We start from the raw sequence: 20,617 nt of genomic DNA, 5'->3' as shown, positions 1-20,617 counted from the left end.
GCATGCACGGCGCGGTTCGGCGCCAAACGTGCAAAACCCCGTAGCGGGGCTAAGGGGTCGGGTGGCTCGAGCGGGATTCGGAGCGGACGATCAGGACAGGCACCAGCGCTCGGCGCACGCATCGAGCACGTGGATGGTGCCGAGGCCGCGCAGCACCACGCCCGGATGGCCCGCCACGCTGAAGCGGCCGACCGGCTCGCCGTAGGCCGCGATCAGCTCGTCGACGGTCTGCGTGGTGGTGACCAGGTCCTCGCGCTCGAAATCGAGGCCGCTGGCCGCCTGGGCGTGGCTGAAGAACTGGCGGCGCAGCAGCTCGTCGGCGCCGGCCGTATAGGCTGATGTCAGGTGCATGGTTGCAAAGATTACACGATGCAGGATGGACAACCTTAACGATCCTGCTCATTTCGCGCTGCGCCGTTTGTCGGCCTGGCGAGCTCGGCGAGCGCGGCAATGGCCGGCGTTTCGACCGCTCTCGCGCCTGCAGCGGCGCTTCGGACGCGGTTTGCGGAGAGAAGCGGAAGAAGCGCAGACCGCGGCCAGACTGCTTGCAGGCCCTGGAACGCCTTGGCTGGCGCCCATCGTCGTCCTGGTCAAAGTCGCTACAAATCATCGCGCATCGGCGCGGCAAAAACAAAACCGGCCGCGGAGAGGATCCGCGGCCGGTTTTGGTATTGCCAGATGTTCTTGTTGGTCGGAGCGAGAGGATTCGAACCTCCGACCCCCTGCACCCCATGCAGGTGCGCTACCAGGCTGCGCCACGCTCCGACTCGAAGGAGGCCGGATTATACCCGACTTTCCCGGCCTGGCAAGCCGCTCAGCCGGCCAGGAAATCGCGCAGCGACACCAGCTCGCGCCGCACCGCCTGCAAGGCTTCGTCGGCTGCCGTGGCGGCCAGCGCTTCCTGCTCGAGCGCCTCGGCGAAGTTGACGGCGCCCTGCTCGGCGGCATCCAGCGCCTGGTGTTCGAGCCGGTTGCGCGCCCCGCTGATGGTGAAGCCTTCTTCGTACAGCAGCGTGCGGATGCGGCGCACCAGCAGCACCTCGTGGTGCTGGTAGTAGCGCCGGTTGCCGCGCCGCTTGACCGGCCGCAGCTGGGTGAATTCCTGCTCCCAGTAGCGCAGCACGTGCGGCTTCACCCCGCACAGCTCGCTGACCTCACCGATGGTGAAGTAGCGCTTGGCGGGGATCGGCGGCAGCTCAGCTTTCGGTGACGAGCTTTCCGTCTGCATAGTTGTCTTCCACCATGCCCTTCAGTTTTTGGCTGGCGTGGAAGGTGACCACGCGCCGGGCGGAGATCGGGATTTCTTCGCCGGTCTTGGGGTTGCGGCCGGGACGCTGCGGCTTGTCGCGCAGCTGGAAATTGCCGAAACCGGACAGCTTGACGCTTTCACCGGCTTCGAGCGACTGGCGGATCTCTTCGAAGAAGGCCTCCACCATGTCTTTGGCTTCACGCTTGTTGAGGCCGACCTTGTCGAAAAGCAGGTCAGCGAGTTCAGCTTTGGTCAGTGTCATCGTCATGATTTTTTACTACGGAAGTTCGTCGCGATGGACCCAGCGGAGACTAGCTGCGGAGCTGGGCGTCGAAGCGTTGTTGCAGTGCGGCGACGAGCTGCGAGACGGCCGAATCGATCTCGGCGTCAGAAAGCGTTTTCTGAGTATCTTGCAATATCACCTTGAAAGCAAGGCTCTTTTTCCCTTCCGGCACCCCCTTGCTGCGGTACACGTCGAAGCCTTCGACGGCCGTCACGGCAGCCTGTCCGGCCGCCTGCATGGCGTCGATCAGGTCCTGGTATTGCACCGCATCGTCGACCACGAAGGCGAGGTCGCGGCGCACCGGCTGGAACTTCGAGACCACCTGCGAGGCGACCAGTTCGCGCGCGGTCAGTGCTTCGAGATCCAGCTCGAACAGTACCGGCGCGGCCGGCAGGTCGTAGCTCTGCACCCACTTCGGATGCAGCTCGCCGATCACGCCGATGTCGCGGCCGTCGATCAGCACGCGGGCACAACGGCCGGGGTGCAGCGCCGGATGCTCGGCGCGCTCGAACCGCGCGCTGCGCGGCGCCAGCAGCGCCTCCACGTCGGCCTTCACGTCGTAGAAGTCGACCCGCTCGCCGCGCACGCCCCATTGTTCGTGCTGGCGTGCGCCATAGGCGAGGCCGGCCAGCTTCTCGGGCTGGCGATCGGCTTCGACGCCGTGGAACACGCGGGCAGCCTCGAACAGCCGGACGCGCTCGTGCTTGCGGTTGAGGTTGCCGATCAGCGTGTCGACCAGGCCGCCGATCAGCGTCGAGCGCATCACGCCCATCTGGCTGGCGATCGGGTTCAGCAGCTTGATCGGCGCCGCATTGGCGGCGAAATCGGCTTCCCACTTGGCTTCGACGAAGGCGTAGCTGACGATCTCCTGGTAGTCGCGCGCGGCCAGCAGCTGCTTGACCGCCAGCGCGGAGCGGCGCTTGCCGTCCTGCCTGAGCATGGCCTGGCCCGACACCGGCGGCCGGGTCGGCACGTTGTCGTAGCCGTACAGGCGGGCGACCTCCTCGATCAGGTCTTCCTCGATATTGATGTCGAAGCGGTAGCTCGGCGGCGTCACGGTCAGCACCTCGCCGTCGGCCGCCACGGCCAGGCCGAGCTTCTCGAGCATGGCGACGATCTCGCCGGCCGGCAGCGTCACGCCGAGCACGCGCGCCACCCGCGGCACCCGCAGTTGCACCGGCTTGCGCGCGGGCAGGGTCGCCAGCGTCTCGCTCACCGGGCCGGGTTCGCCGCCGCAGATCTCCAGCACCAACGCAGTGGCGCGTTCGAGCGCATTGCGGCAGTTGCCGAAGTCGACGCCGCGCTCGTAGCGATGGCTCGAATCGGACGAGAAGCCGAGCCGGCGGCCCTTGCCGGCGATGATTTCGGGCGCGAAGAAGGCCGACTCGAGGAAGACGTCGCGGGTCTGGCCGACCTGCACCGAGCTCGGCTCGCCGCCCATGATGCCGGCCAGCGCCACCGGGCCGCTGGCGTCGGTGATCGCCAGCAGGTCCTCGGTCAGCTCGATGGTCTTGCCGTTGAGCAGGCTCAGCGTTTCGCCGGCACGGGCGAAGCGCACCACGATGTCGCCGTCGAGCTTGCCGTGGTCGAACGCGTGCATCGGCTGGCCCAGCTCGAGCAGGATGTAGTTGGTAATGTCGACCAGGGCCGAGATCGAACGCAGGCCGCTGCGCTCGAGCTTGCGCTTCATCCAGGCCGGCGTCGGCGCGGCCGCGTCGACGTTGCGGATCACCCGGCCGGCGTAGCGCGGGCAGGCGTCGGGCGCGGCCAGCGTGATCTTGCGCTGCTCGTCGTGCTGCGGCGCGACCGGTGCGATGGCGACCGGCTTGAATTCGGCGCCGGTCAGCGCGGCGGTTTCGCGCGCGATGCCGGTCAGGCTCAGGCAGTCGGCCCGGTTGGGCGTGAGCTTGAGCGTGAGGATGCGGTCGTCGAGGTCGAGGTACTGGCGGAAGTCGGCGCCGACCGGTGCGTCGGCCGGCAGCAGCAGCAGGCCGTCGCTGTCCTCGCTGACGCCGAGCTCGCGCGCCGAGCACAGCATGCCGAAGCTCTCCACGCCGCGCAGCTTGGCGTCCTTGATGCGGAAGTCGCCCGGCAGCGTGGCGCCGACCAGCGCGCACGGCACCTTGACGCCGGCCGCCACGTTGGGCGCGCCGCAGACGATCTGCAGCAGCTCGCCGCCCTGCCCTGCGTCGACCTTGCAGACATTGAGCTTCTCGGCGTTCTCGTGCTTCTTCACCTCGACCACCTCGGCCACCACTACGCGGTCGAAGGCCGGCGCCGCCGGCTCGTTCTCTTCGACCTCGAGGCCGGCCATGGTCAGCAGTTCGGCCAGTTGCGCGTTGTCCAGCGCGGGGTTCACCAGCTCGCGGAGCCAGGATTCGGAGAATTTCATGGCGTGATTCCTCGTATTTCGGGCGGCACGTGCTTCACATAGACGTGCCGGAACTTCGATCCAGCGGTGCGGCAGCACCGGATGGCGTGGCCCCGGCGGCAAGCCGCCGAGCGGCCGCCGGCTGCAACCGGCTCAGCGGAACTGGCGCAGGAAGGTCAGATCGTTGTCGAAGAACAGGCGCAGGTCGTTCACGCCGTAATAGAGCATGGCGAAACGGTCGAGGCCGATGCCGAAGGCGAAGCCGGTATAGATCTCGGGATCGATGCCGACGTTGCGCAGCACGTTCGGATGCACCACGCCGCAGCCACCGACTTCGAGCCAGCCGCGCTCGCCGAGTACGTCGACTTCGGCCGACGGTTCGGTGAACGGGAAGAAGGACGGACGGAAGCGCACCTGCAGATCGTCGCGCTCGAAGAAGCGGCGCAGGAAGTCGATCAGCGTGGCCTTGAGGTCGGCGAAGCTGACGCCCTCGGCCACCCACAGGCCTTCCATCTGGTGGAACATCGGCGAATGGGTCGCATCGGAGTCGACGCGATAGACGCGGCCCGGCGCCACGATCTTGATCGGCGGCTGGTGGTCCAGCATGTAGCGGATCTGGATCGGGCTGGTATGGGTGCGCAGCACCAGCGGCTCGGCGCCGGCGCCTTCGACGTAGAAGGTGTCCTGCATCGCGCGCGCCGGGTGATCCTTGGGGATGTTGAGCGCTTCGAAGTTATGCCAGTCGCCTTCGATCTCGGGGCCGTCGGCCACTTCGAAACCCATCGACTGGAACAGCGAGACGATGCGCTCCTTGACCAGCGTCACCGGGTGCAGGCCGCCGCTGCCCTCGCCGCGGCCCGGCAGGGTCACGTCGAGCGCTTCGGCGGCGAGCTGGGCTTCGAGCTGGGCGGCGGCGATCGCTTCGCGGCGACCGTTGAGCGCTTGCTCGAAGGCCTGCTTGGCCTGATTGATGACGGCGCCCTGGGCGCGCTTTTCCTCGGGCGGCAGCGCGGCGAGCTGCTTGAGGAGTTCGGTCAGGGCGCCGGATTTACCCAGGTAGCGCGCCTTGACGTTTTCGAGCTCGACCGCATCGCTGGTCGCCGCGAGCGCGGCGATGCCCTGGTCGAGAATGGTTTGGACGTTGCTCATACTGCATCGCTCCTCATCAACGCTGGCGATGGATTCTCGGCGGAAAACCCATGGCGAGCGGGACGGCGAAACGCGGTCGCGGCGCGGGAGCGATAAAAAAAGGGAGGCTCGCGCCTCCCTTCCTACCGCTCAGAAGCTCAGGCCGCGAGGCTGGCCTTGGCTTGCGCGACGATCTGCGCAAACGCGGCCTTGTCGAAGACGGCGAGATCGGCCAGCACCTTGCGATCGACGTTGATCGAAGCGCGCTTGAGGCCATTCATGAACTTGCTGTAGCTCAGACCGAGCTCACGGGCAGCCGCATTGATACGGGTGATCCAGAGCTGACGGAACTGGCGCTTCCGTTGACGACGGTCACGGTAAGCGTATTGACCGGCCTTCATCACCGCCTGCTTGGCGATGCGATAGACATTCTTGCGACGGCCGCGATAGCCCTTGGCCAGAGCCAGGACCTTCTTGTGACGAGCGCGGGCAGTTACACCACGTTTGACGCGAGGCATGGTTTATATCCTTTCCCGAGAAGATTAAGCAGCGTACGGCAGCATGGCGCGCACGGAAGCCATATTGGTCGGGTGGACCATGGTGGTGCCGCGCAGCTGGCGCTTGTTCTTGGTGGTCTTCTTGGTCAGGATGTGGCGCTTGAACGCTTTGCTGCGCTTGACGCCGCCATTGCCCAACACCTTCAAGCGCTTCTTGGCGCTCGACTTGGTCTTCATCTTCGGCATGACGTACTCCGTTTTTGCCTAGTTATATCCGGCGGTGGGTGGCGGAAATCCGCGCTTAGTGCCCACTACCACGCTTTTCGACGGGATCGGATGGCCGGCTTGCGCCATCCGGGGGCCCGTCGCCCCTAAATCCGGTTCGGCCCGCTCAGATCTTTTTCTTAGGCGCCAGCATCATGATCATCTGGCGGCCTTCGAGCTTGGGGAACTGCTCCACGACGGCCAGCTCGACCAGGTCCGACTCGATGCGCTTGAGCTGGGCCATGCCGATTTCCTGGTGGGCCATCTCGCGGCCGCGGAAACGCAGCGTGATCTTGGCCTTGTCGCCTTCTTCCAGGAAGCGCGTCACATTGCGCAGCTTGACCTGGTAGTCGTTCTCGTCGGTGCCGGGGCGGAACTTGACTTCCTTGATCTGGACCTGCTTGACCTTGAGCTTCTGTTCGTGCCGCTTCTTGCTCTCGCGGTACTTGAACTTGCCGTAGTCCATCAGGCGGCAGACCGGCGGCGTCGCGTTGGGCGCGATCTCGACCAGGTCGACTTCACGCTCCTCCGCCATGCGCATGGCTTCGGCCAGGCTGACGATCCCCAATTGTTCGCCGTCGTCACCCGACAGGCGAACCTCGCGGGCGGTGATCTCACCGTTGATCCGCGGCTCTTTATCCTGAGCGATAGCACTTACTCCCAAGTAAAAAACGAAAACCGCGCGACCCGACCGAAAACGGCCTCGCATTGAACGAGGCCGTCTGGACTCAGACCTTGATCAGCTCGGCGTCCCAGCGCTCGATCAGCGCGTCCACCGTCATCTGTCCCAGATCTTCGCCACCGCGGGAACGCACGGCAACCAATCCAGCTGCTTTTTCCTTATCGCCACATACGATCTGATAAGGAAGCTTCTGCAAGCTATGTTCGCGGATTTTAAAGCCTATTTTGTCACTTCTCAAGTCCGACTCGACCCGGAAGCCGCGTTGCTTGAGTTGCGCCGCGATCTCGGCGGCGTAATCGGCCTGGTGTTCGCTGATGCTCATCACCACGGCCTGCACCGGCGCGAGCCACAGCGGGAAGGCACCGGCGTGGTTCTCGATCAGGATGCCGAGGAAGCGCTCGAGCGAACCGAGGATCGCACGGTGCAGCATCACCGGCCGCTTGCGGGCGCTTTCCTCGGCGCTGACGTACTCGGCGCCGAGCCGTTCGGGCAGCACGAAGTCCAGTTGCAGCGTGCCGCACTGCCACGAGCGGCCGAGCGCGTCCTTGATGTGGTACTCGACCTTGGGGCCGTAGAAGGCGCCCTCGCCCGGCAGCTCCTCCCACTCCACGCCGCAGGCGCGCAGGGCCGTGCGCAGGCCGTCCTCGGCCTTGTCCCACGTCTCGTCCGTGCCGGCCCGCTTCTCCGGCCGCAGGCTGAGCTTGACCGCCACGTCGTCGAAGCCGAAATCGCGGTAGACCGACATCGCCAGCTCATTGAAGGCCTGCGATTCGGCCACGATCTGGTCTTCCATGCAGAAGATGTGGGCATCGTCCTGGACGAAGCCGCGCACCCGCAGGATGCCGTGCAGCGCGCCGGACGGCTCGTTGCGGTGGCAGGCGCCGAACTCGGCCAGCCGCATCGGCAGGTCGCGGTAGGAACGCAGCGCGCTGTTGAAGATCTGTACGTGGGCCGGGCAGTTCATCGGCTTCACCGCGTAGTCGCGCTTTTCCGATTCCGTCGTGAACATGTTCTCGCGGTAGTTCTCCCAGTGGCCCGACTTCTCCCACAGCACGCGGTCCATCACCATCGGCGTGCGGACTTCCTGGTAGCCGGCCTTACCCAGCCGCTTGCGCATGTACTGCTCGACCGACTGCCACAGACTCCAGCCCTTCGGGTGCCAGAACACCATGCCGGGCGCCTCGTCCTGCATGTGGAACAGGTCGAGCTGCTTGCCCAGCTTGCGGTGGTCGCGCTTCTCGGCCTCCTCCAGCATGTGCAGGTATTGCTCGAGGTCTTCCTTCTTGGCCCAGGCCGTGCCGTAGACGCGCTGTAGCATCTCGTTGCGGCTGTCGCCGCGCCAGTAGGCGCCGGCCAGCTTCATCAGCTTGAACACCTTGAGCTTGCCCGTCGACGGCACGTGCGGGCCGCGGCACAGGTCCGTGAACTCGCCTTCGCGATACAGCGACAGCACCTCGCCCTGCGGAATGCTCTCGATGATCTCGGCCTTGTAGTGCTCGCCGATGCCCTTGAAGTAGGCGATCGCCTCGTCGCGCGGCAGCTCGTAGCGCTCGACCGGCACATCGCGCTTGGCGATCTCGGCCATCTTCTTCTCGATCGCCTCGAGATCTTCCGGCGTGAAGGCGCGCTTGTAGCTGAAGTCGTAGTAGAAGCCGTTGTCGATGACCGGGCCGATCGTCACCTGGGCATCGGGAAACAGCTCCTTCACCGCGTAGGCCAGCAGGTGGGCCGTCGAGTGGCGGATCACCTCGAGGCCGTCGGCATCGCGCTCCGTCACGATGGCCAATTGCACGTCGCGGTCGATCAGGTAGGAGGTATCGACCAGCTTGCCATCGACCTTGCCGGCCAGAGCGGCGCGGGCCAGGCCGGCACCGATGCTGGCCGCCACATCGGCGACGCGCACGGGTTGATCGAAGCTGCGTTGGGAGCCGTCGGGAAGCGTGACGATGGGCATTTCGATTCCACCTTATCTTTTTGAACTGCGACGAGAATGAGCTGCGTTTGCTACGGACGAAAAAAAAGTGCGACCTAAGTCGCACTTTTCTTTTGAACAAACGAACTTCCGAAATGCCGACTCAGGCGAAATGCTTGATGCCGGTAGTGGTAGTTCGGAAGGACATGATTCGCTTGCTCCGATGTTGGTAGGCGCGATTGGACTCGAACCAACGACCCCCACCATGTCAAGGTGGTGCTCTAACCAGCTGAGCTACGCGCCTGAAGAGCTGCGCATTCTAGGGATCCCCGGTACTTCTGGCAAGCCCTTCATGCAAAAAATTTGCCTGTATCGAGCGCACCCTACCCTATCCGACTGAATCGAAAGGAGATGGCGCGGATCGGCAGGCCTGACTACATGCCCGGCTTGCGCCAGAAATAGCGCAGCACGAAGCCCGGATAGGCCGCCACCACGAACAACGCGAAGGTGGTGACGTAGAACTGCCAGCGCTGCTGGTGCACCGGCCCGAAGCGGCTTTCGAGCCACAGGCCGAGGCCGCCGATCACCAGGTAGAGCAGTACCAGCTCCAGCAGCCGCCAGCCGAAGGCCTTGCGGCCACCGGCGGGTTCGCGCACGAACAGGATGCGCTCGACCATGAACGGCAAATTGGCGGCCAGGGCCGCCAATCCGATCAGTGCGATCAATGCCGCGTTCACAGCAGCCCCAGGCTCTGCCGCACCGATTCGTAGCACAGCTGCAGCAGCCGGTCCGGCATCAGGCCGAGCACCAGCATGGCCAGGCAGTTGAGCGACAACAGCACGCGCAGGTCGAGCTTGATCGCGATCGGGCTGGTGTCGGTCGGCTCGTCCATGAACATCAGCTTGACCACGCGCAGGTAGTAGAAGGCGCCGACCAGCGAGAACAGCACGGCCGCGATCGCCAGCCAGTACAGCTGCAGGTCGACCACCGCCTTGATCACCGCCAGCTTGGCGAAGAAGCCGACGAACACCGGGATGCCGGCCATCGAGAACATCACCATCAGCATCATGGCGGCGAACCACGGGCTGCGCTTGGCCAGGCCCTTGAGGTCGGACAGCTGCTCGGCCTCGAAGCCTTCGCGGCTCAGCAGCAGGATCATGCCGAAGCCGGCCACCGCCATCACGGCGTAGACGATCGCGTAGAACATCGAGGCGGCGTAGCCGGCCGGCGTGCCGGCCAGGATGCCCAGCAGCAGGAAGCCCATATGCGAGATGGTCGAGTAGGCCAGCATGCGCTTGAGGTTGGTCTGCGCCACGGCGACCAGGTTGCCGATGCCGATCGACAGGATCGCCAGCACGATCAGCATGCCCTGCCATTGCGCCAAGAGGCCCGGCAGACCTTGCACCAGCAGGCGCATGACGAAGGCGAAGGCGGCGAGCTTGGGCGCCGAGCCGATCAGCAGCGTGACGGCGGTCGGCGAGCCCTGGTAGACGTCGGGCACCCACATGTGGAACGGCACGTTGCCGAGCTTGAAGCCGATGCCGGTGACGATGAAGACCAGGCCGAACACCAGCAGCACCGGGTTGGCGGTACCGGCGGCGACCTTCTGGGCGATCGCGTGCAGGTCGAGGCTGCCGGTCGCGCCGTAGATCATCGACATGCCGTACAGCAGCATGCCCGAAGCCAGCGCGCCGAGGATGAAGTACTTCATCGCCGCCTCGGTGGCGACGGTCGAATCGCGCGGCAGCGCCACCAGCGCGTACAGCGACAGCGACAGCAGCTCGAGGCCGACATAGAGCGTGAGCAGGTTGGTGCTTGATGCCATCACCATCATGCCCAGCAGAGCGAACAGCGACAGCGTGAACAGCTCGCCGCGGTAGATGCCGCGCGCGGCGGCGTAGCCGCGGCTGTAGACCAGCATCAGGCCGACCGCGGCGTACATGCCGACCTTGAGCACGTCGCTCATCGCGTCGGCGACGAACATGCCCGAGAAGGCCGGACGCGGCGCCCAGCTGAAGTTGTAGACGGTGAAGATGCCGGCGCCGAGCAGCGCCAGCAGCGACAGCGCGTAGGTCAGGTCGCGCGGGTGGCTCTTGCCACCCTTGGCGTAGGCCGCCGTATCGACCGCTTCGTCCTTGATGAACAGGTCGATCAGCAGGATGGCCGAGGTCGCGCAGAGTAGCCAGATTTCCGGCAGGGCGGCGACCAGATTCAAACTAGCGAGCGTCATTCTTGTTCAATCCCGTATCGGTGTCGCGCCAATCAAGGCAGCTTGGTCTGCTTGACGTGCGTGATCAGCGTGTCGACGCTGGTGTGCATCTTTTCGGTGAAGGCCTGCGGATAGAGGCCCATGCCCAGCACGGCCACGGCCAGCACCGCCAGCACGGCGAATTCGCGCAGGTTCACATCCTTGAGCTCGCCGACGTGGCTGTTGGCGACTTCGCCGAAGATCACCCGCTTGTACATCCACAGCGTGTAGGCGGCGCCGAAGATCAGCGTGGTGGCGGCCAGCGCGGCGTACCAGAAGTTCACCTTGACCGCGCCGATGATGACCATGAATTCGCCGACGAAGCCCGAGGTGGCCGGCAGGCCCGAGTTGGCCATGGCGAACAGCAGGAAGAAGGCGGCGAATTTGGGCATGGTGTTGGCCACGCCGCCGTAGTCGGCGATCTTGCGGCTGTGCACGCGGTCGTACATCACGCCGATGCTGAAGAACATGGCGGCCGAGACGAAGCCGTGCGAGATCATCTGCACCAGCGCGCCCTCGACGCCGTAGGTGGTCGGCGCGCCGTCGGCGAACATGTAGAAGCCGAGCGTGACGAAGCCCATGTGCGAGATCGAGGAATAGGCGACCAGCTTCTTCATGTCCTTCTGTACCAGCGCGACCAGGCCGATGTAGACCACCGCGATCAGCGACAGCAGGACGATGATCCAGCCGTACTGGCGGGCTGCGTCGGGCGCGATCGGCAAGGCGAACCGCAGGAAGCCGTAGGCGCCGAGCTTCAGCGTGATCGCGGCCAGCACCATCGAGCCGCCGGTCGGCGCTTCGACGTGGGCGTCGGGCAGCCAGGTGTGGACCGGGAACATCGGCACCTTCACCGCGAAGGCGAAGAAGAAGGCGATCATCAGCCAGCCCTGGGCCGCCAGCGGCAGCGCCACGCGCTGGAAGTCGGCGATCTCGAAGCTCTTGCCGGCCTGGAAGTACAAGTAGATGAAGCCGACCAGCAGCAGCAGCGAGCCGAGCAGGGTGTAGAGGAACAGCTTGATGGCGGCGTAGACGCGGTTCTGGCCGCCCCACACGCCGACGATCAGGTACAGCGGGATCAGCATCGCCTCGAAGAACACGTAGAACAGCATCGCGTCGAGCGAGGAGAAAGCGCCGTTGATCAGGCCGGACATGATCAGGAAGGCAGCCATGTACTGCGCCACGCGCCGCTCGATCACTTCCCAGCCGGCCACCACCACCAGCAGCGTGGTGAAGGCGTTGAGGATCACGAAGAACATCGACAGGCCGTCGACGCCGAGGTGGTAGTTGACGTTGAAGGAAGCGATCCAGGGCTTCATTTCCTCGAACTGCATGCCGCCGTGCAGCGGCGCGAAGCCGGTGTACAACGGGATGGTGACGAGGAAGCCGAGCAAGGCGCCGGCCAGGGCCAGCACGCGGGCCAGCTTGGCGCGCTGGTCGCCGCCCGTGGCGAGCACGATGAGACCGGACACGATCGGCACCCAGATCGCCAGACTCAACAGATGTTCAGACATATCCACCCTTACCTGAATATTTTCGTTTCGCGTCGACGCGCTTACATCGTCGCCGGATCAATGCGGAAAGACGAAGCGACCCAGCCAGAACGTCAGCAGCAGCAAGGCGCCGATGATCATGGCGAAGGCGTAGTGATAGATGTAGCCGGTCTGCACGCGGCGCACGAGCCCGGCCACCGCGCCGACCAGCTTGGCGGCGCCGTTCACCACGAGGCCGTCGATCAGCATGGTGTCGCCACCCTTCCAGAACACCTTGCCCAGGCTGCGGCCGAAAGCGGCGAAGCCCTGGATGTAGAGGTGATCCATGTAGTACTTGTTTTCCATCAGCGTGTAGATCGGGCCGGAGCGTGCCTTGATGGCGGCCGGGATGTCCGGACGCTTCATGTAGAAGAACCACGCCACCACCACGCCGGCCAGCGCGAGCCAGAACGGCGCAGTGCCGAACGAATGCAGGCCCATCGCGACGGCGCCGTGGAATTCCTCGGCCAGCTCGTGCATCACGCCGTGGTGGCTGGTGTCGATCACGCCCTTGAAGAAGTCGCCGTACAGCATCGGCTCGATCGCGATGAAGCCGATCACCACCGACGGGATGGCCAGCAGCACCAGCGGCAGGGTGACCACCCACGGCGTCTCGTGCGGCTTGTCGTTCGGGCCGAGGCCGTGGTGATGCTCATCGTGGTGCTCGTCGGCCGGATCGTCGTGGTGGGCGTGATGCGCGTCCATCCAGCGCTCCTTGCCGTGGAACACCAGGAAGTACATGCGGAACGAGTAGAAGGCGGTGACGAACACGCCGATCAGCACCGCGGCGTAGGCGAAGCCGGCGCCGGGCAGGTGCGAGGCGTGCACCGCCTCGATGATCGAATCCTTCGAGTAGAAACCCGACAGGAAGGGCGTGCCGATCAGCGCCAGCGAGCCGATCAGCGAGGTCAGCCAGGTGATCGGCATGTACTTGCGCAGGCCGCCCATGTTGCGGATGTCCTGGTCGTGGTGCATGCCGATGATGACCGAGCCGGCGGCCAGGAACAGCAGCGCCTTGAAGAAGGCGTGCGTCATCAGGTGGAACACCGCGACCGAGTAGGCCGAGGCGCCGAGCGCGACGGTCATGTAGCCCAGCTGCGACAGCGTCGAGTAGGCCACCACGCGCTTGATGTCGTTCTGGATGATGCCGAGGAAGCCCATGAACAGCGCGGTGATGGCGCCGATGATCATGACGAAGTTGAGCGCGGTGTCGCTGAGCTCGTACAGCGGCGACATGCGGGCGACCATGAAGATACCGGCCGTCACCATGGTGGCGGCGTGGATCAGCGCCGAGATCGGGGTCGGGCCTTCCATCGAGTCGGGCAGCCAGACGTGCAGCGGGAACTGGGCCGACTTGCCCATCGCGCCGACGAACAGCAGGATGCAGGCGACGCTCAAGAGCGACCACTGCACGCCCGGGATCAGGCTGATGGTCGCGTCCTTCATGGCCGGAGCGGTGGCGAACACGTCGGCGTAGTAGAACGAGCCGAAGTGGGCCAGTACCAGGCCGATGCCGAGCAGGAAGCCGAAGTCGCCGACGCGGTTGACCAGGAAGGCCTTGAGATTGGCGAAGATCGCGGTCGGGCGCTTGAACCAGAAGCCGATCAGCAGGTAGGACACCAGGCCGACCGCTTCCCAGCCGAAGAACAGCTGGACGAAGTTGTTGGCCATCACCAGCATCAGCATCGAGAAGGTGAACAGCGAGATGTAGCTGAAGAAGCGCTGGTAGCCGGGATCCTCTTCCATGTAGCCGATGGTGTAGATATGCACCATCAGCGACACGAAGGTCACCACCACCATCATCATCGCGGTGAGCTTGTCGACCAGGAAGCCGACCGAGACGTCGAGGCCGTCGACCGTCAGCCAGGTGTAGACGTTGCCGTTGTAGGCCTGGCCGCCGTTGATCTGGTCGAACAGCACGTAGAACGAGCCCACGCAGGCGGCCGCCACGCCGAGGATGGTCACCCAGTGCGCGCCGGCGCGGCCGATGGCGCGGCCGAACAGGCCGGCCAGGATGGCGCCGAACAGCGGGAACAGGGGAATCAGCAGGTAGAGCGTCGGTTTATCCATGGCGCGGGCTATTTCTTGTCGATTCTCTTGTTGATTCGATGGGTTCGATCAGCCCTTCAGGCTGTCGAGGTCTTCCACGTTGATCGAGCGCTTGTTGCGGAACAGCACGACCAGGATCGCGAGGCCGATGGCCGATTCGGCGGCCGCCACGGTCAGGATGAAGAAGACGAAGATCTGGCCGGCGGTATCGCCGAGGTACTTCGAGAAGGCGATGAAGTTCATGTTGACGGCGAGCAGCATCAGCTCGATCGCCATCAGCAGCACGATCACGTTCTTGCGGTTCATGAAGATGCCGAACACCGAGATCGAAAACAGGATCGCGGCCAGCACGAGGTAATGAGTCAGGGTCATGGCGTGTTGATCTCGTCTGGGTTCAGGCGGCGGGCTTGTCGCCGCCCTCGGCCGGCGCCTCGGGCGCTTCCACCTCGGCGGCCATCTTCACGATGCGCACGCGGTCGTTGCGCTTCACCGCGATCTGGTCGGCCGGATTGATGTACTTGGTGTTCTTGCGGCGGCGCAGCGTCAGCGAGATGGCGGCGATGATGGCGACCAGCAGCAGCACGGCGGCCAGCTCGAACGGCAGCAGGTAGTCGGTGTAGATCGGCACGCCGAGCTGCTTGATGTTGGACACGCCCTCGGGCAGCGGCGGCACCGAGGAGAAGCCGGACAGGCCGGTGCTCTGTGCGGCCAGGATCATCACCATCTCGCCGGCCATGATCGCGGCCACCAGGCCGGCCACCGGCAGGTAGTTCCAGAAGCCCTTGCGCAGCTCCTCGAAGTTGATGTCGAGCATCATCACCACGAACAGGAACAGCACCATCACCGCGCCGACGTAGACCAGCACCAGCGAGATGGCGAGGAACTCGGCCTCGATCAGCATCCACAGCACGGCGCCGGTGAAGAAGGACAGCACCAGGCTCAGTGCGGCGTGCACCGGGTTCTTGGCCGTGATCACGCGCAGGGCGGACACGATCAGGATCGCGGCGAAGATGTAGAAGATCACGGTAGTCAGGGTCATGGCCCGCTCGTCGATTCCGGTCGGTTACTGTTAGCGGTACTTGGCGTCGGCAGCGCGGTTCTTCGCGATCTCGCCTTCGTAGCGGTCGCCCACCGCCAGCAGCATGGGCTTGGTGTAGTACAGGTCGCCGCGCTTCTCGCCGTGGTACTCGAGCACATGGGTCTCGACGATCGCGTCGACCGGGCAGGCTTCCTCGCAGAATCCGCAGAAGATGCACTTGGTCAGGTCGATGTCGTAGCGCGAGGTGCGGCGGGTGCCGTCGTCGCGCACTTCCGATTCGATGGTGATGGCCATCGCCGGGCAGACCGCCTCGCACAGCTTGCAGGCGATGCAGCGCTCCTCGCCGTTGGCGTAGCGGCGCTGCGCGTGCAGGCCGCGGAAGCGCGGGCTGTACGGGGTCTTTTCCTCGGGGAACTGGACCGTGATCTTGCGCTGGAAGAAATGCCGGCCGGTCAGAGCCATGCCCTTGACCAGTTCGACCAGCAGGAAGGTCTTGAAGAAGTTCTGAATCTTTTCCATTTCGCTCTCCTCTCTCCGCTTACCAGAGCGAATACGGGGTCTGCATCCAGGCCGCCACCACGACGATCCACACCAGGGTCACCGGGATGAACACCTTCCAGCCGAGGCGCATCAGCTGGTCGTAGCGATAGCGCGGGAAGGTGGCGCGGAACCACAGGAAGCAGAACATCACGAAGGCCATCTTGGCGAACAGCCACAACGCGCTCGGCGCGCCCAGGAAGGGCACCGAGGCCGGCAGCGGCGACAGCCAGCCACCGAGGAACATGATCGAGGTCATCGCGCCGATCAGCCACATGTTGGCGTACTCGCCGAGGAAGAACAGCGCGAACGACATGCCCGAGTATTCGATCATGTGGCCGGCCACGATCTCCGATTCGCCTTCGGCGACGTCGAACGGCGCGCGGTTGGTCTCGGCCACGCCGGCGATCAGGTAGACCAGGAACAGCGGGAACAGCGGGATCAGATTCCACGACAGGATCGAACCGCCGCCGATGCCATGGCCCTGCTGGTTGACGATGTCGGTCAGGTTCAGGCTGCCCGACACCATCAGCACGCCGACCAGGGCGAAGCCCATCGCCAGTTCGTAGGAGATCACCTGGGCCGAGGCGCGCAGCGCGCCGAGGAAGGCGTACTTCGAGTTCGAGGCCCAGCCGGCGACGATGATGCCGTAGACGCCGAGCGAGGTGATCGCCATCACATAGAGGAGGCCGGCGTTGACGTTGGCCAGCACCACCTCCGGCGCGAACGGCACCACCGCCCAGGCCGCCAGCGACGGCGCCAGCACCATGATCGGGGCGAAGAAGAACAGCCCGGTGGAAGCGGCCGACGGGGAAACGATTTCCTTGAGCAGCAGCTTCACGCCGTCGGCGATCGGCTGCAGCAGGCCGAAGGGGCCGACCCGGTTCGGGCCGATGCGGATCTGCATGTAGCCGATCACCTTGCGCTCGGCCAGCGTCAGGTAGGCCACCGCGCCGAACAGCGGGGCGACGATCAGCACGATCTTGAGCAGGGTCCAGGCCAGGGTGCCGAGCGTCGGGCCCAGCAGCGAGAGGAAGCCGTTATGCAGCGCGTCGATCATCTGGCTCTCCTCAGGCGCGCGACAGTTGGATGGGAGCGAACATCGCGCCGAGCGCGGCGGTCGCCGGATGGGCCGCGGCGACGCGGACCACGTCGTCGGCGAGGCCGGCGTCGATGGCCACGGCCAGCACCGCTTCGCCCTCGCCCTGGACGAGCTTCACGCTGTCGCCGGCGGCGAGGCCGAGCTTGGCGGCGGTGGCGGCCGAAAGGCCGGCCACGGGTGCCGCGGCATCGCGCGTCTTCTGCAGCGACGGGGCGCGGCGGACCAGTGCGTCGCTCTGGTAGATCGGCACTTCGCCGAGCCGGACCAGGCCGGCGGCGGCCGGTGCGAGCGCGACCGCGACGCCGGTCACGTCGTTGTTCAGCTTGGCGGCGATGCCGGCCTCGCCTTGCGGCAGCGCGGCCTTGCGCACCGCTTCGGCGCTGTCGAAATCGAAGCCCGGCAGTTCGAGCAGGTTGCCCAGCACGCGCAGCACCTTCCACCCCGGACGGGTTTCGCCGAGCGGCTTCACCACGCCGTTGAAGGTCTGCAGCCTGCCTTCCATGTTGACGAAGCTGCCGGCGGTCTCGGAGAACGGCGCGATCGGCAGCAGCACGTCGGCGTAGTCGAGGCCGCCATGCTTGAAGGCGGAGAAGGCCACCACCATCTCGGCCGACTTCACCGCGGCCAGCGCCGCCTGCGCGTCGTGGCTGTCGAATTCGACCTCGTTGTTGAACAGCAGCACGGCCTTGCGCGGTGCGGCCAGCGCGTCCTGCGCGGCCAGGCCGAGCACCTGGGCGCCGACGGTGTTGGCGGCCTCGGCCAGCCAGCCGACGGTGGCGCCGGTGGTCGCGGCCAGCAGGCCAGCCAGCGTGGCCAGCTCGGCGGCGCGCGGATGATGGGCGGCAGCGTGGCCGAGCAGCACGGCAGCGCGGCCGGCCTTGCCTTCGGCATCGGCGGCGGTCGCATCGATCAGGCTGCGGGCGATGGCGCGGGCGGCGTCGCTCGCCTCGGCAGCGGCCACTTCGGCCGGCACCGCGATTTCCTTGGCTTCGGCCGCGGCCTTGACCACGGCGGCCAACGCCTCGACCCACTGGTCGGGGCGCACGATCAGCTTGCCGACCGGCGTGCTGTAGAGGTTGTCGTCGGCCGCGTGGATCAGCGACAGCTTGCTGCCGCGCTTGGCGGCCTGGCGCAGGCGCTGAGCCAGCAGCGGCTGTTCCTTGCGCAGCGTCGAGCCGATCACCAGCACGGCCTTGTTGGCGGCCAGTTCGGCGATCGGCTGGCCGAGCCAGGCAGCGCCCTGGCGGGCAGCGCCGAGACGGGCATCGGCATGGCGTGCGCCGAAGGCGGCGGCACCGGTGCCGAGCGCGGTGCTCAGCTTGTTCAGCAGGAACAGTTCCTCGACCGTCGAGTGCGGCGTGGCCAGCGTGGCGACGGCATCGGTACCGTGCTCGCGGACGATCGACTTCAGGCCGTTGGCGACGTATTCGAGCGCGGTCTGCCAGTCGGTCTCGATCCACTGGCCACCCTGCTTGAGCATCGGGCGGGTCAGGCGCGACGGCGCGTTCAGCGCTTCGTAGGAGAAGCGGTCGCGGTCGGCGATCCAGCATTCGTTGATCGCTTCGTTCTCGAGCGGCAGCACGCGCATCACGCGATCGCCCTTGACCTGCACGATCAGGTTGGCGCCCAGGCCGTCATGCGGGCTCACGCTCTTGCGGCGCGACAGTTCCCAGGTACGGGCGGTGTAGCGGAATGGCTTGGAGGTCAGCGCGCCGACCGGGCACAGGTCGATCACGTTGCCCGAAATTTCGGAATCCACCGTCATGCCGATGAAGGACATGATCTCGGAATGCTCGCCGCGGCCGGCCATGCCCATTTCCTGCAGGCCGGCGATTTCCTCGGTGAAGCGGACGCAGCGGGTGCAGTGGATGCAGCGCGTCATGTCGGTCGAGATCAGCGGGCCGAGATCCTTGTTCGGCACCACGCGCTTCTCTTCCTCGTAGCGCGAACCGGACTTGCCGTAGCCGACCGCCAGATCCTGCAGCTGGCATTCGCCGCCCTGGTCGCAGATCGGGCAGTCGAGCGGGTGGTTGATCAGCAGGAATTCCATCACGCCCTGCTGGGCCTTGACCGCCATGTCCGAATGCGTGAACACCTTCATGCCGTCGTTGACCGGCGTGGCGCAGGCGGGCAGCGGCTTGGGCGCCTTCTCGACCTGCACCAGGCACATGCGGCAGTTGGCCGCGATCGACAGCTTCTTGTGGTAGCAGAAGTGCGGGATGTGGGTACCGATGGAACGTGCGGCCTCGATGACCGTCGTGCCATTGGGTACCGTCAGTTTCTTACCGTCGATTTCGATTTCAAGCATGGTCGGACTGCCCGAACTTTCCGCTAGATAAAATTGCGCTGTCCCCTGCCCTGCCGGCGCTCATGCCGGCGGTACAGGGCGCGGGGCGCTTGGCGCCCCGCTCGTTCATGCCCGGCTCAGTAGCCCGGCACGATGCATTGCTTGTGCTCGATGTGGTACAGGAACTCGTCGCGGAAGTGCTTGAGCATGCCCTGCACCGGCATCACGGCGGCGTCGCCGAGCGCGCAGATGGTACGGCCGGCGATGTTCTTGCCGACCGATTCGAGCAGCTCGAGATCCTCGACCCGGCCCTGGCCCTTCTCGATGCGATCGACCACGCGGTAGAGCCAGCCGGTGCCTTCGCGGCACGGCGTGCACTGGCCGCACGATTCCTCGTAGTAGAAGTAGGACAGGCGACGCAGCGCCTTGACCATGCAGACGGTCTCGTCCATCACGATCACCGCGCCCGAGCCGAGCATCGAGCCGGCCTTGGCGATGGCGTCGTAGTCCATCGTGGTTTCCATCATGATGTGCGCCGGCAGCACCGGGGCGGACGAGCCGCCGGGGATCACCGCCTTGAGCTTCTTGCCGCCGCGCATGCCGCCGGCCATCTCGAGCAGCTCGGCGAACGGCAGGCCCAGCGGCACTTCGAAATTGCCGGGGCGGTTGACGTGGCCGGAGACCGAGAACAGCTTGGTGCCGCCGTTGTTGGGCTTGCCGAGTTCCAGGAACTTCTGCCCGCCCTCGCGGATGATGTAGGGCACCGAGGCGAAGGTCTCGGTGTTGTTGATGGTGGTCGGCTTGCCGTAGAGGCCGAAACTGGCCGGGAACGGCGGCTTGAAGCGCGGCTGGCCCTTCTTGCCCTCGAGCGACTCGAGCAGCGCGGTTTCCTCGCCGCAGATGTAGGCGCCGTAGCCATGGTGCGCGTGCAGCTGGAAGCTGAAGTCGGTGCCGAGGATGTTGTCGCCGAGGAAGCCGGCGCGGCGCGCTTCTTCCAGCGCGGCCTCGAAGCGCTGATACGCCTCGAACACCTCGCCGTGGATGTAGTTGTACCCGACGGTGATGCCCATCGCGTAGCCGCCGATGATCATGCCTTCGATCAGCGCATGCGGGTTGTACTGGATGATGTCGAGGTCCTTGAAGGTCCCCGGCTCGCCCTCGTCGGTATTGCAGACCAGGTACTTCTGGCCCGGGAAGCTGCGCGGCATGAACGACCACTTGAGGCCGGTCGGAAAGCCGGCGCCGCCGCGGCCGCGCAGCGAGGAAGTCTTCACCTCGGCGATCACCGCGTCCTGGGTGATCTTTTCGTCGAGAATCTTGCGCAGTGCCGCGTAGCCGCCGCGCTTGACGTAGGCGTCGAGCGTCCAGCAGTTCGGGTCGTCGAAATCGACCCCGTCGAATACCACGCCTTTGACGTAAACGGTCATATCGCTTTCGCCT

Annotated in this window: 19 protein-coding genes and 2 tRNA genes; all 21 read right to left on the bottom strand. The window is 65.5% G+C overall.

What is annotated here, in order from left to right:
- Nucleotides 1–90 precede the first annotated feature (90 nt).
- Complete coding sequence (locus tag H9L41_RS04325; RefSeq protein WP_028445464.1) at nt 91–351, bottom strand: hypothetical protein; 261 nt, start codon at nt 349–351, stop codon at nt 91–93.
- Between the two features lie 337 nt (nt 352–688).
- Nucleotides 689–765: transfer RNA gene (locus tag H9L41_RS04320), tRNA-Pro, on the bottom strand.
- 49 nt (nt 766–814) lie between these two features.
- A complete protein-coding gene (locus H9L41_RS04315; protein ID WP_028445463.1) occupies nt 815–1,228 on the bottom strand; it encodes a MerR family transcriptional regulator in 414 nt (137 codons plus the stop codon).
- On the bottom strand, nt 1,197–1,511 hold the full coding sequence (locus H9L41_RS04310) for an integration host factor subunit alpha (RefSeq protein WP_028445462.1): 315 nt from the start codon (nt 1,509–1,511) through the stop codon (nt 1,197–1,199). The genes H9L41_RS04315 and H9L41_RS04310 overlap by 32 nt, the downstream gene beginning before the upstream one ends.
- Before the next feature lie 49 nt (nt 1,512–1,560).
- Nucleotides 1,561–3,924, bottom strand: a complete 2,364-nt coding sequence (gene pheT, locus H9L41_RS04305; RefSeq protein ID WP_028445461.1) for a phenylalanine--tRNA ligase subunit beta — start codon at nt 3,922–3,924, stop codon at nt 1,561–1,563.
- 132 nt (nt 3,925–4,056) lie between these two features.
- Entirely contained in the window at nt 4,057–5,052 is a 996-nt protein-coding gene (gene pheS, locus H9L41_RS04300; RefSeq protein ID WP_028445460.1) for a phenylalanine--tRNA ligase subunit alpha, read from the bottom strand.
- 137 nt (nt 5,053–5,189) lie between these two features.
- A complete protein-coding gene (rplT, locus tag H9L41_RS04295) occupies nt 5,190–5,549 on the bottom strand; it encodes a 50S ribosomal protein L20 (RefSeq protein WP_034606454.1) in 360 nt (119 codons plus the stop codon).
- A 24-nt stretch (nt 5,550–5,573) separates the two neighbouring features.
- Nucleotides 5,574–5,774: a 50S ribosomal protein L35 gene (gene rpmI, locus H9L41_RS04290; protein ID WP_028445459.1), complete on the bottom strand. Its 201-nt coding sequence runs from the start codon at nt 5,772–5,774 to the stop codon at nt 5,574–5,576.
- Between the two features lie 145 nt (nt 5,775–5,919).
- Nucleotides 5,920–6,501: a translation initiation factor IF-3 gene (gene infC / locus H9L41_RS04285; RefSeq protein WP_084300024.1), complete on the bottom strand. Its 582-nt coding sequence runs from the start codon at nt 6,499–6,501 to the stop codon at nt 5,920–5,922.
- Between the two features lie 19 nt (nt 6,502–6,520).
- Nucleotides 6,521–8,428, bottom strand: a complete 1,908-nt coding sequence (thrS, locus tag H9L41_RS04280; RefSeq protein WP_028445457.1) for a threonine--tRNA ligase — start codon at nt 8,426–8,428, stop codon at nt 6,521–6,523.
- Between the two features lie 185 nt (nt 8,429–8,613).
- Nucleotides 8,614–8,690: transfer RNA gene (locus tag H9L41_RS04275), tRNA-Val, on the bottom strand.
- A 130-nt stretch (nt 8,691–8,820) separates the two neighbouring features.
- Complete coding sequence (locus H9L41_RS04270; protein ID WP_245589179.1) at nt 8,821–9,111, bottom strand: DUF2818 family protein; 291 nt, start codon at nt 9,109–9,111, stop codon at nt 8,821–8,823.
- A gap of 8 nt (nt 9,112–9,119) precedes the next feature.
- The gene (gene nuoN, locus H9L41_RS04265; RefSeq protein ID WP_028445455.1) at nt 9,120–10,616 is read right to left on the bottom strand and encodes an NADH-quinone oxidoreductase subunit NuoN; all 1,497 of its coding nucleotides are present in this window, start codon (nt 10,614–10,616) and stop codon (nt 9,120–9,122) included.
- A gap of 32 nt (nt 10,617–10,648) precedes the next feature.
- Entirely contained in the window at nt 10,649–12,145 is a 1,497-nt protein-coding gene (locus tag H9L41_RS04260; protein ID WP_028445454.1) for an NADH-quinone oxidoreductase subunit M, read from the bottom strand.
- A gap of 57 nt (nt 12,146–12,202) precedes the next feature.
- Nucleotides 12,203–14,233 (bottom strand): NADH-quinone oxidoreductase subunit L, encoded by a 2,031-nt coding sequence (gene nuoL, locus H9L41_RS04255; RefSeq protein ID WP_028445453.1) that lies wholly within the window; start codon nt 14,231–14,233, stop codon nt 12,203–12,205.
- A 48-nt stretch (nt 14,234–14,281) separates the two neighbouring features.
- Nucleotides 14,282–14,584: an NADH-quinone oxidoreductase subunit NuoK gene (nuoK, locus tag H9L41_RS04250; protein WP_028445452.1), complete on the bottom strand. Its 303-nt coding sequence runs from the start codon at nt 14,582–14,584 to the stop codon at nt 14,282–14,284.
- Nucleotides 14,585–14,606: 22 nt separating this feature from the next.
- A complete protein-coding gene (locus H9L41_RS04245) occupies nt 14,607–15,251 on the bottom strand; it encodes an NADH-quinone oxidoreductase subunit J (RefSeq protein ID WP_028445451.1) in 645 nt (214 codons plus the stop codon).
- A gap of 30 nt (nt 15,252–15,281) precedes the next feature.
- The gene (nuoI, locus tag H9L41_RS04240; RefSeq protein ID WP_028445450.1) at nt 15,282–15,770 is read right to left on the bottom strand and encodes an NADH-quinone oxidoreductase subunit NuoI; all 489 of its coding nucleotides are present in this window, start codon (nt 15,768–15,770) and stop codon (nt 15,282–15,284) included.
- Between the two features lie 19 nt (nt 15,771–15,789).
- Nucleotides 15,790–16,848 carry an NADH-quinone oxidoreductase subunit NuoH gene (gene nuoH / locus H9L41_RS04235; RefSeq protein WP_028445449.1) on the bottom strand — a complete coding sequence of 353 codons (1,059 nt, stop codon included), beginning with the start codon at nt 16,846–16,848 and terminating at the stop codon, nt 15,790–15,792.
- Between the two features lie 10 nt (nt 16,849–16,858).
- A complete protein-coding gene (nuoG, locus tag H9L41_RS04230; RefSeq protein ID WP_028445448.1) occupies nt 16,859–19,198 on the bottom strand; it encodes an NADH-quinone oxidoreductase subunit NuoG in 2,340 nt (779 codons plus the stop codon).
- 116 nt (nt 19,199–19,314) lie between these two features.
- Entirely contained in the window at nt 19,315–20,604 is a 1,290-nt protein-coding gene (gene nuoF / locus H9L41_RS04225) for an NADH-quinone oxidoreductase subunit NuoF (RefSeq protein WP_028445447.1), read from the bottom strand.
- Nucleotides 20,605–20,617 lie beyond the last annotated feature (13 nt).

Origin of the sequence: Chitinimonas koreensis, assembly GCF_014353015.1 — a bacterium.
Classification (GTDB): domain Bacteria; phylum Pseudomonadota; class Gammaproteobacteria; order Burkholderiales; family Chitinimonadaceae; genus Chitinimonas; species Chitinimonas koreensis.
This window is presented reverse-complemented; position numbering and strand designations above follow the sequence as displayed.

Excerpts from the sequence above, each read along its gene's own strand:
- H9L41_RS04325 (WP_028445464.1), bottom strand. The coding sequence starts at position 351 with ATGCACCTGACATCAGCCTATACGGCCGGCGCCGACGAGCTGCTGCGC.
- H9L41_RS04315 (WP_028445463.1), bottom strand. The coding sequence starts at position 1,228 with ATGCAGACGGAAAGCTCGTCACCGAAAGCTGAGCTGCCGCCGATCCCC.
- H9L41_RS04310 (WP_028445462.1), bottom strand. The coding sequence starts at position 1,511 with ATGACACTGACCAAAGCTGAACTCGCTGACCTGCTTTTCGACAAGGTC.
- pheT (WP_028445461.1), bottom strand. The coding sequence starts at position 3,924 with ATGAAATTCTCCGAATCCTGGCTCCGCGAGCTGGTGAACCCCGCGCTG.
- pheS (WP_028445460.1), bottom strand. The coding sequence starts at position 5,052 with ATGAGCAACGTCCAAACCATTCTCGACCAGGGCATCGCCGCGCTCGCG.
- rplT (WP_034606454.1), bottom strand. The coding sequence starts at position 5,549 with ATGCCTCGCGTCAAACGTGGTGTAACTGCCCGCGCTCGTCACAAGAAG.
- rpmI (WP_028445459.1), bottom strand. The coding sequence starts at position 5,774 with ATGCCGAAGATGAAGACCAAGTCGAGCGCCAAGAAGCGCTTGAAGGTG.
- infC (WP_084300024.1), bottom strand. The coding sequence starts at position 6,501 with ATGCGAGGCCGTTTTCGGTCGGGTCGCGCGGTTTTCGTTTTTTACTTG.
- thrS (WP_028445457.1), bottom strand. The coding sequence starts at position 8,428 with ATGCCCATCGTCACGCTTCCCGACGGCTCCCAACGCAGCTTCGATCAA.
- nuoN (WP_028445455.1), bottom strand. The coding sequence starts at position 10,616 with ATGACGCTCGCTAGTTTGAATCTGGTCGCCGCCCTGCCGGAAATCTGG.
- H9L41_RS04260 (WP_028445454.1), bottom strand. The coding sequence starts at position 12,145 with ATGTCTGAACATCTGTTGAGTCTGGCGATCTGGGTGCCGATCGTGTCC.
- nuoL (WP_028445453.1), bottom strand. The coding sequence starts at position 14,233 with ATGGATAAACCGACGCTCTACCTGCTGATTCCCCTGTTCCCGCTGTTC.
- nuoK (WP_028445452.1), bottom strand. The coding sequence starts at position 14,584 with ATGACCCTGACTCATTACCTCGTGCTGGCCGCGATCCTGTTTTCGATC.
- H9L41_RS04245 (WP_028445451.1), bottom strand. The coding sequence starts at position 15,251 with ATGACCCTGACTACCGTGATCTTCTACATCTTCGCCGCGATCCTGATC.
- nuoI (WP_028445450.1), bottom strand. The coding sequence starts at position 15,770 with ATGGAAAAGATTCAGAACTTCTTCAAGACCTTCCTGCTGGTCGAACTG.
- nuoH (WP_028445449.1), bottom strand. The coding sequence starts at position 16,848 with ATGATCGACGCGCTGCATAACGGCTTCCTCTCGCTGCTGGGCCCGACG.
- nuoG (WP_028445448.1), bottom strand. The coding sequence starts at position 19,198 with ATGCTTGAAATCGAAATCGACGGTAAGAAACTGACGGTACCCAATGGC.
- nuoF (WP_028445447.1), bottom strand. The coding sequence starts at position 20,604 with ATGACCGTTTACGTCAAAGGCGTGGTATTCGACGGGGTCGATTTCGAC.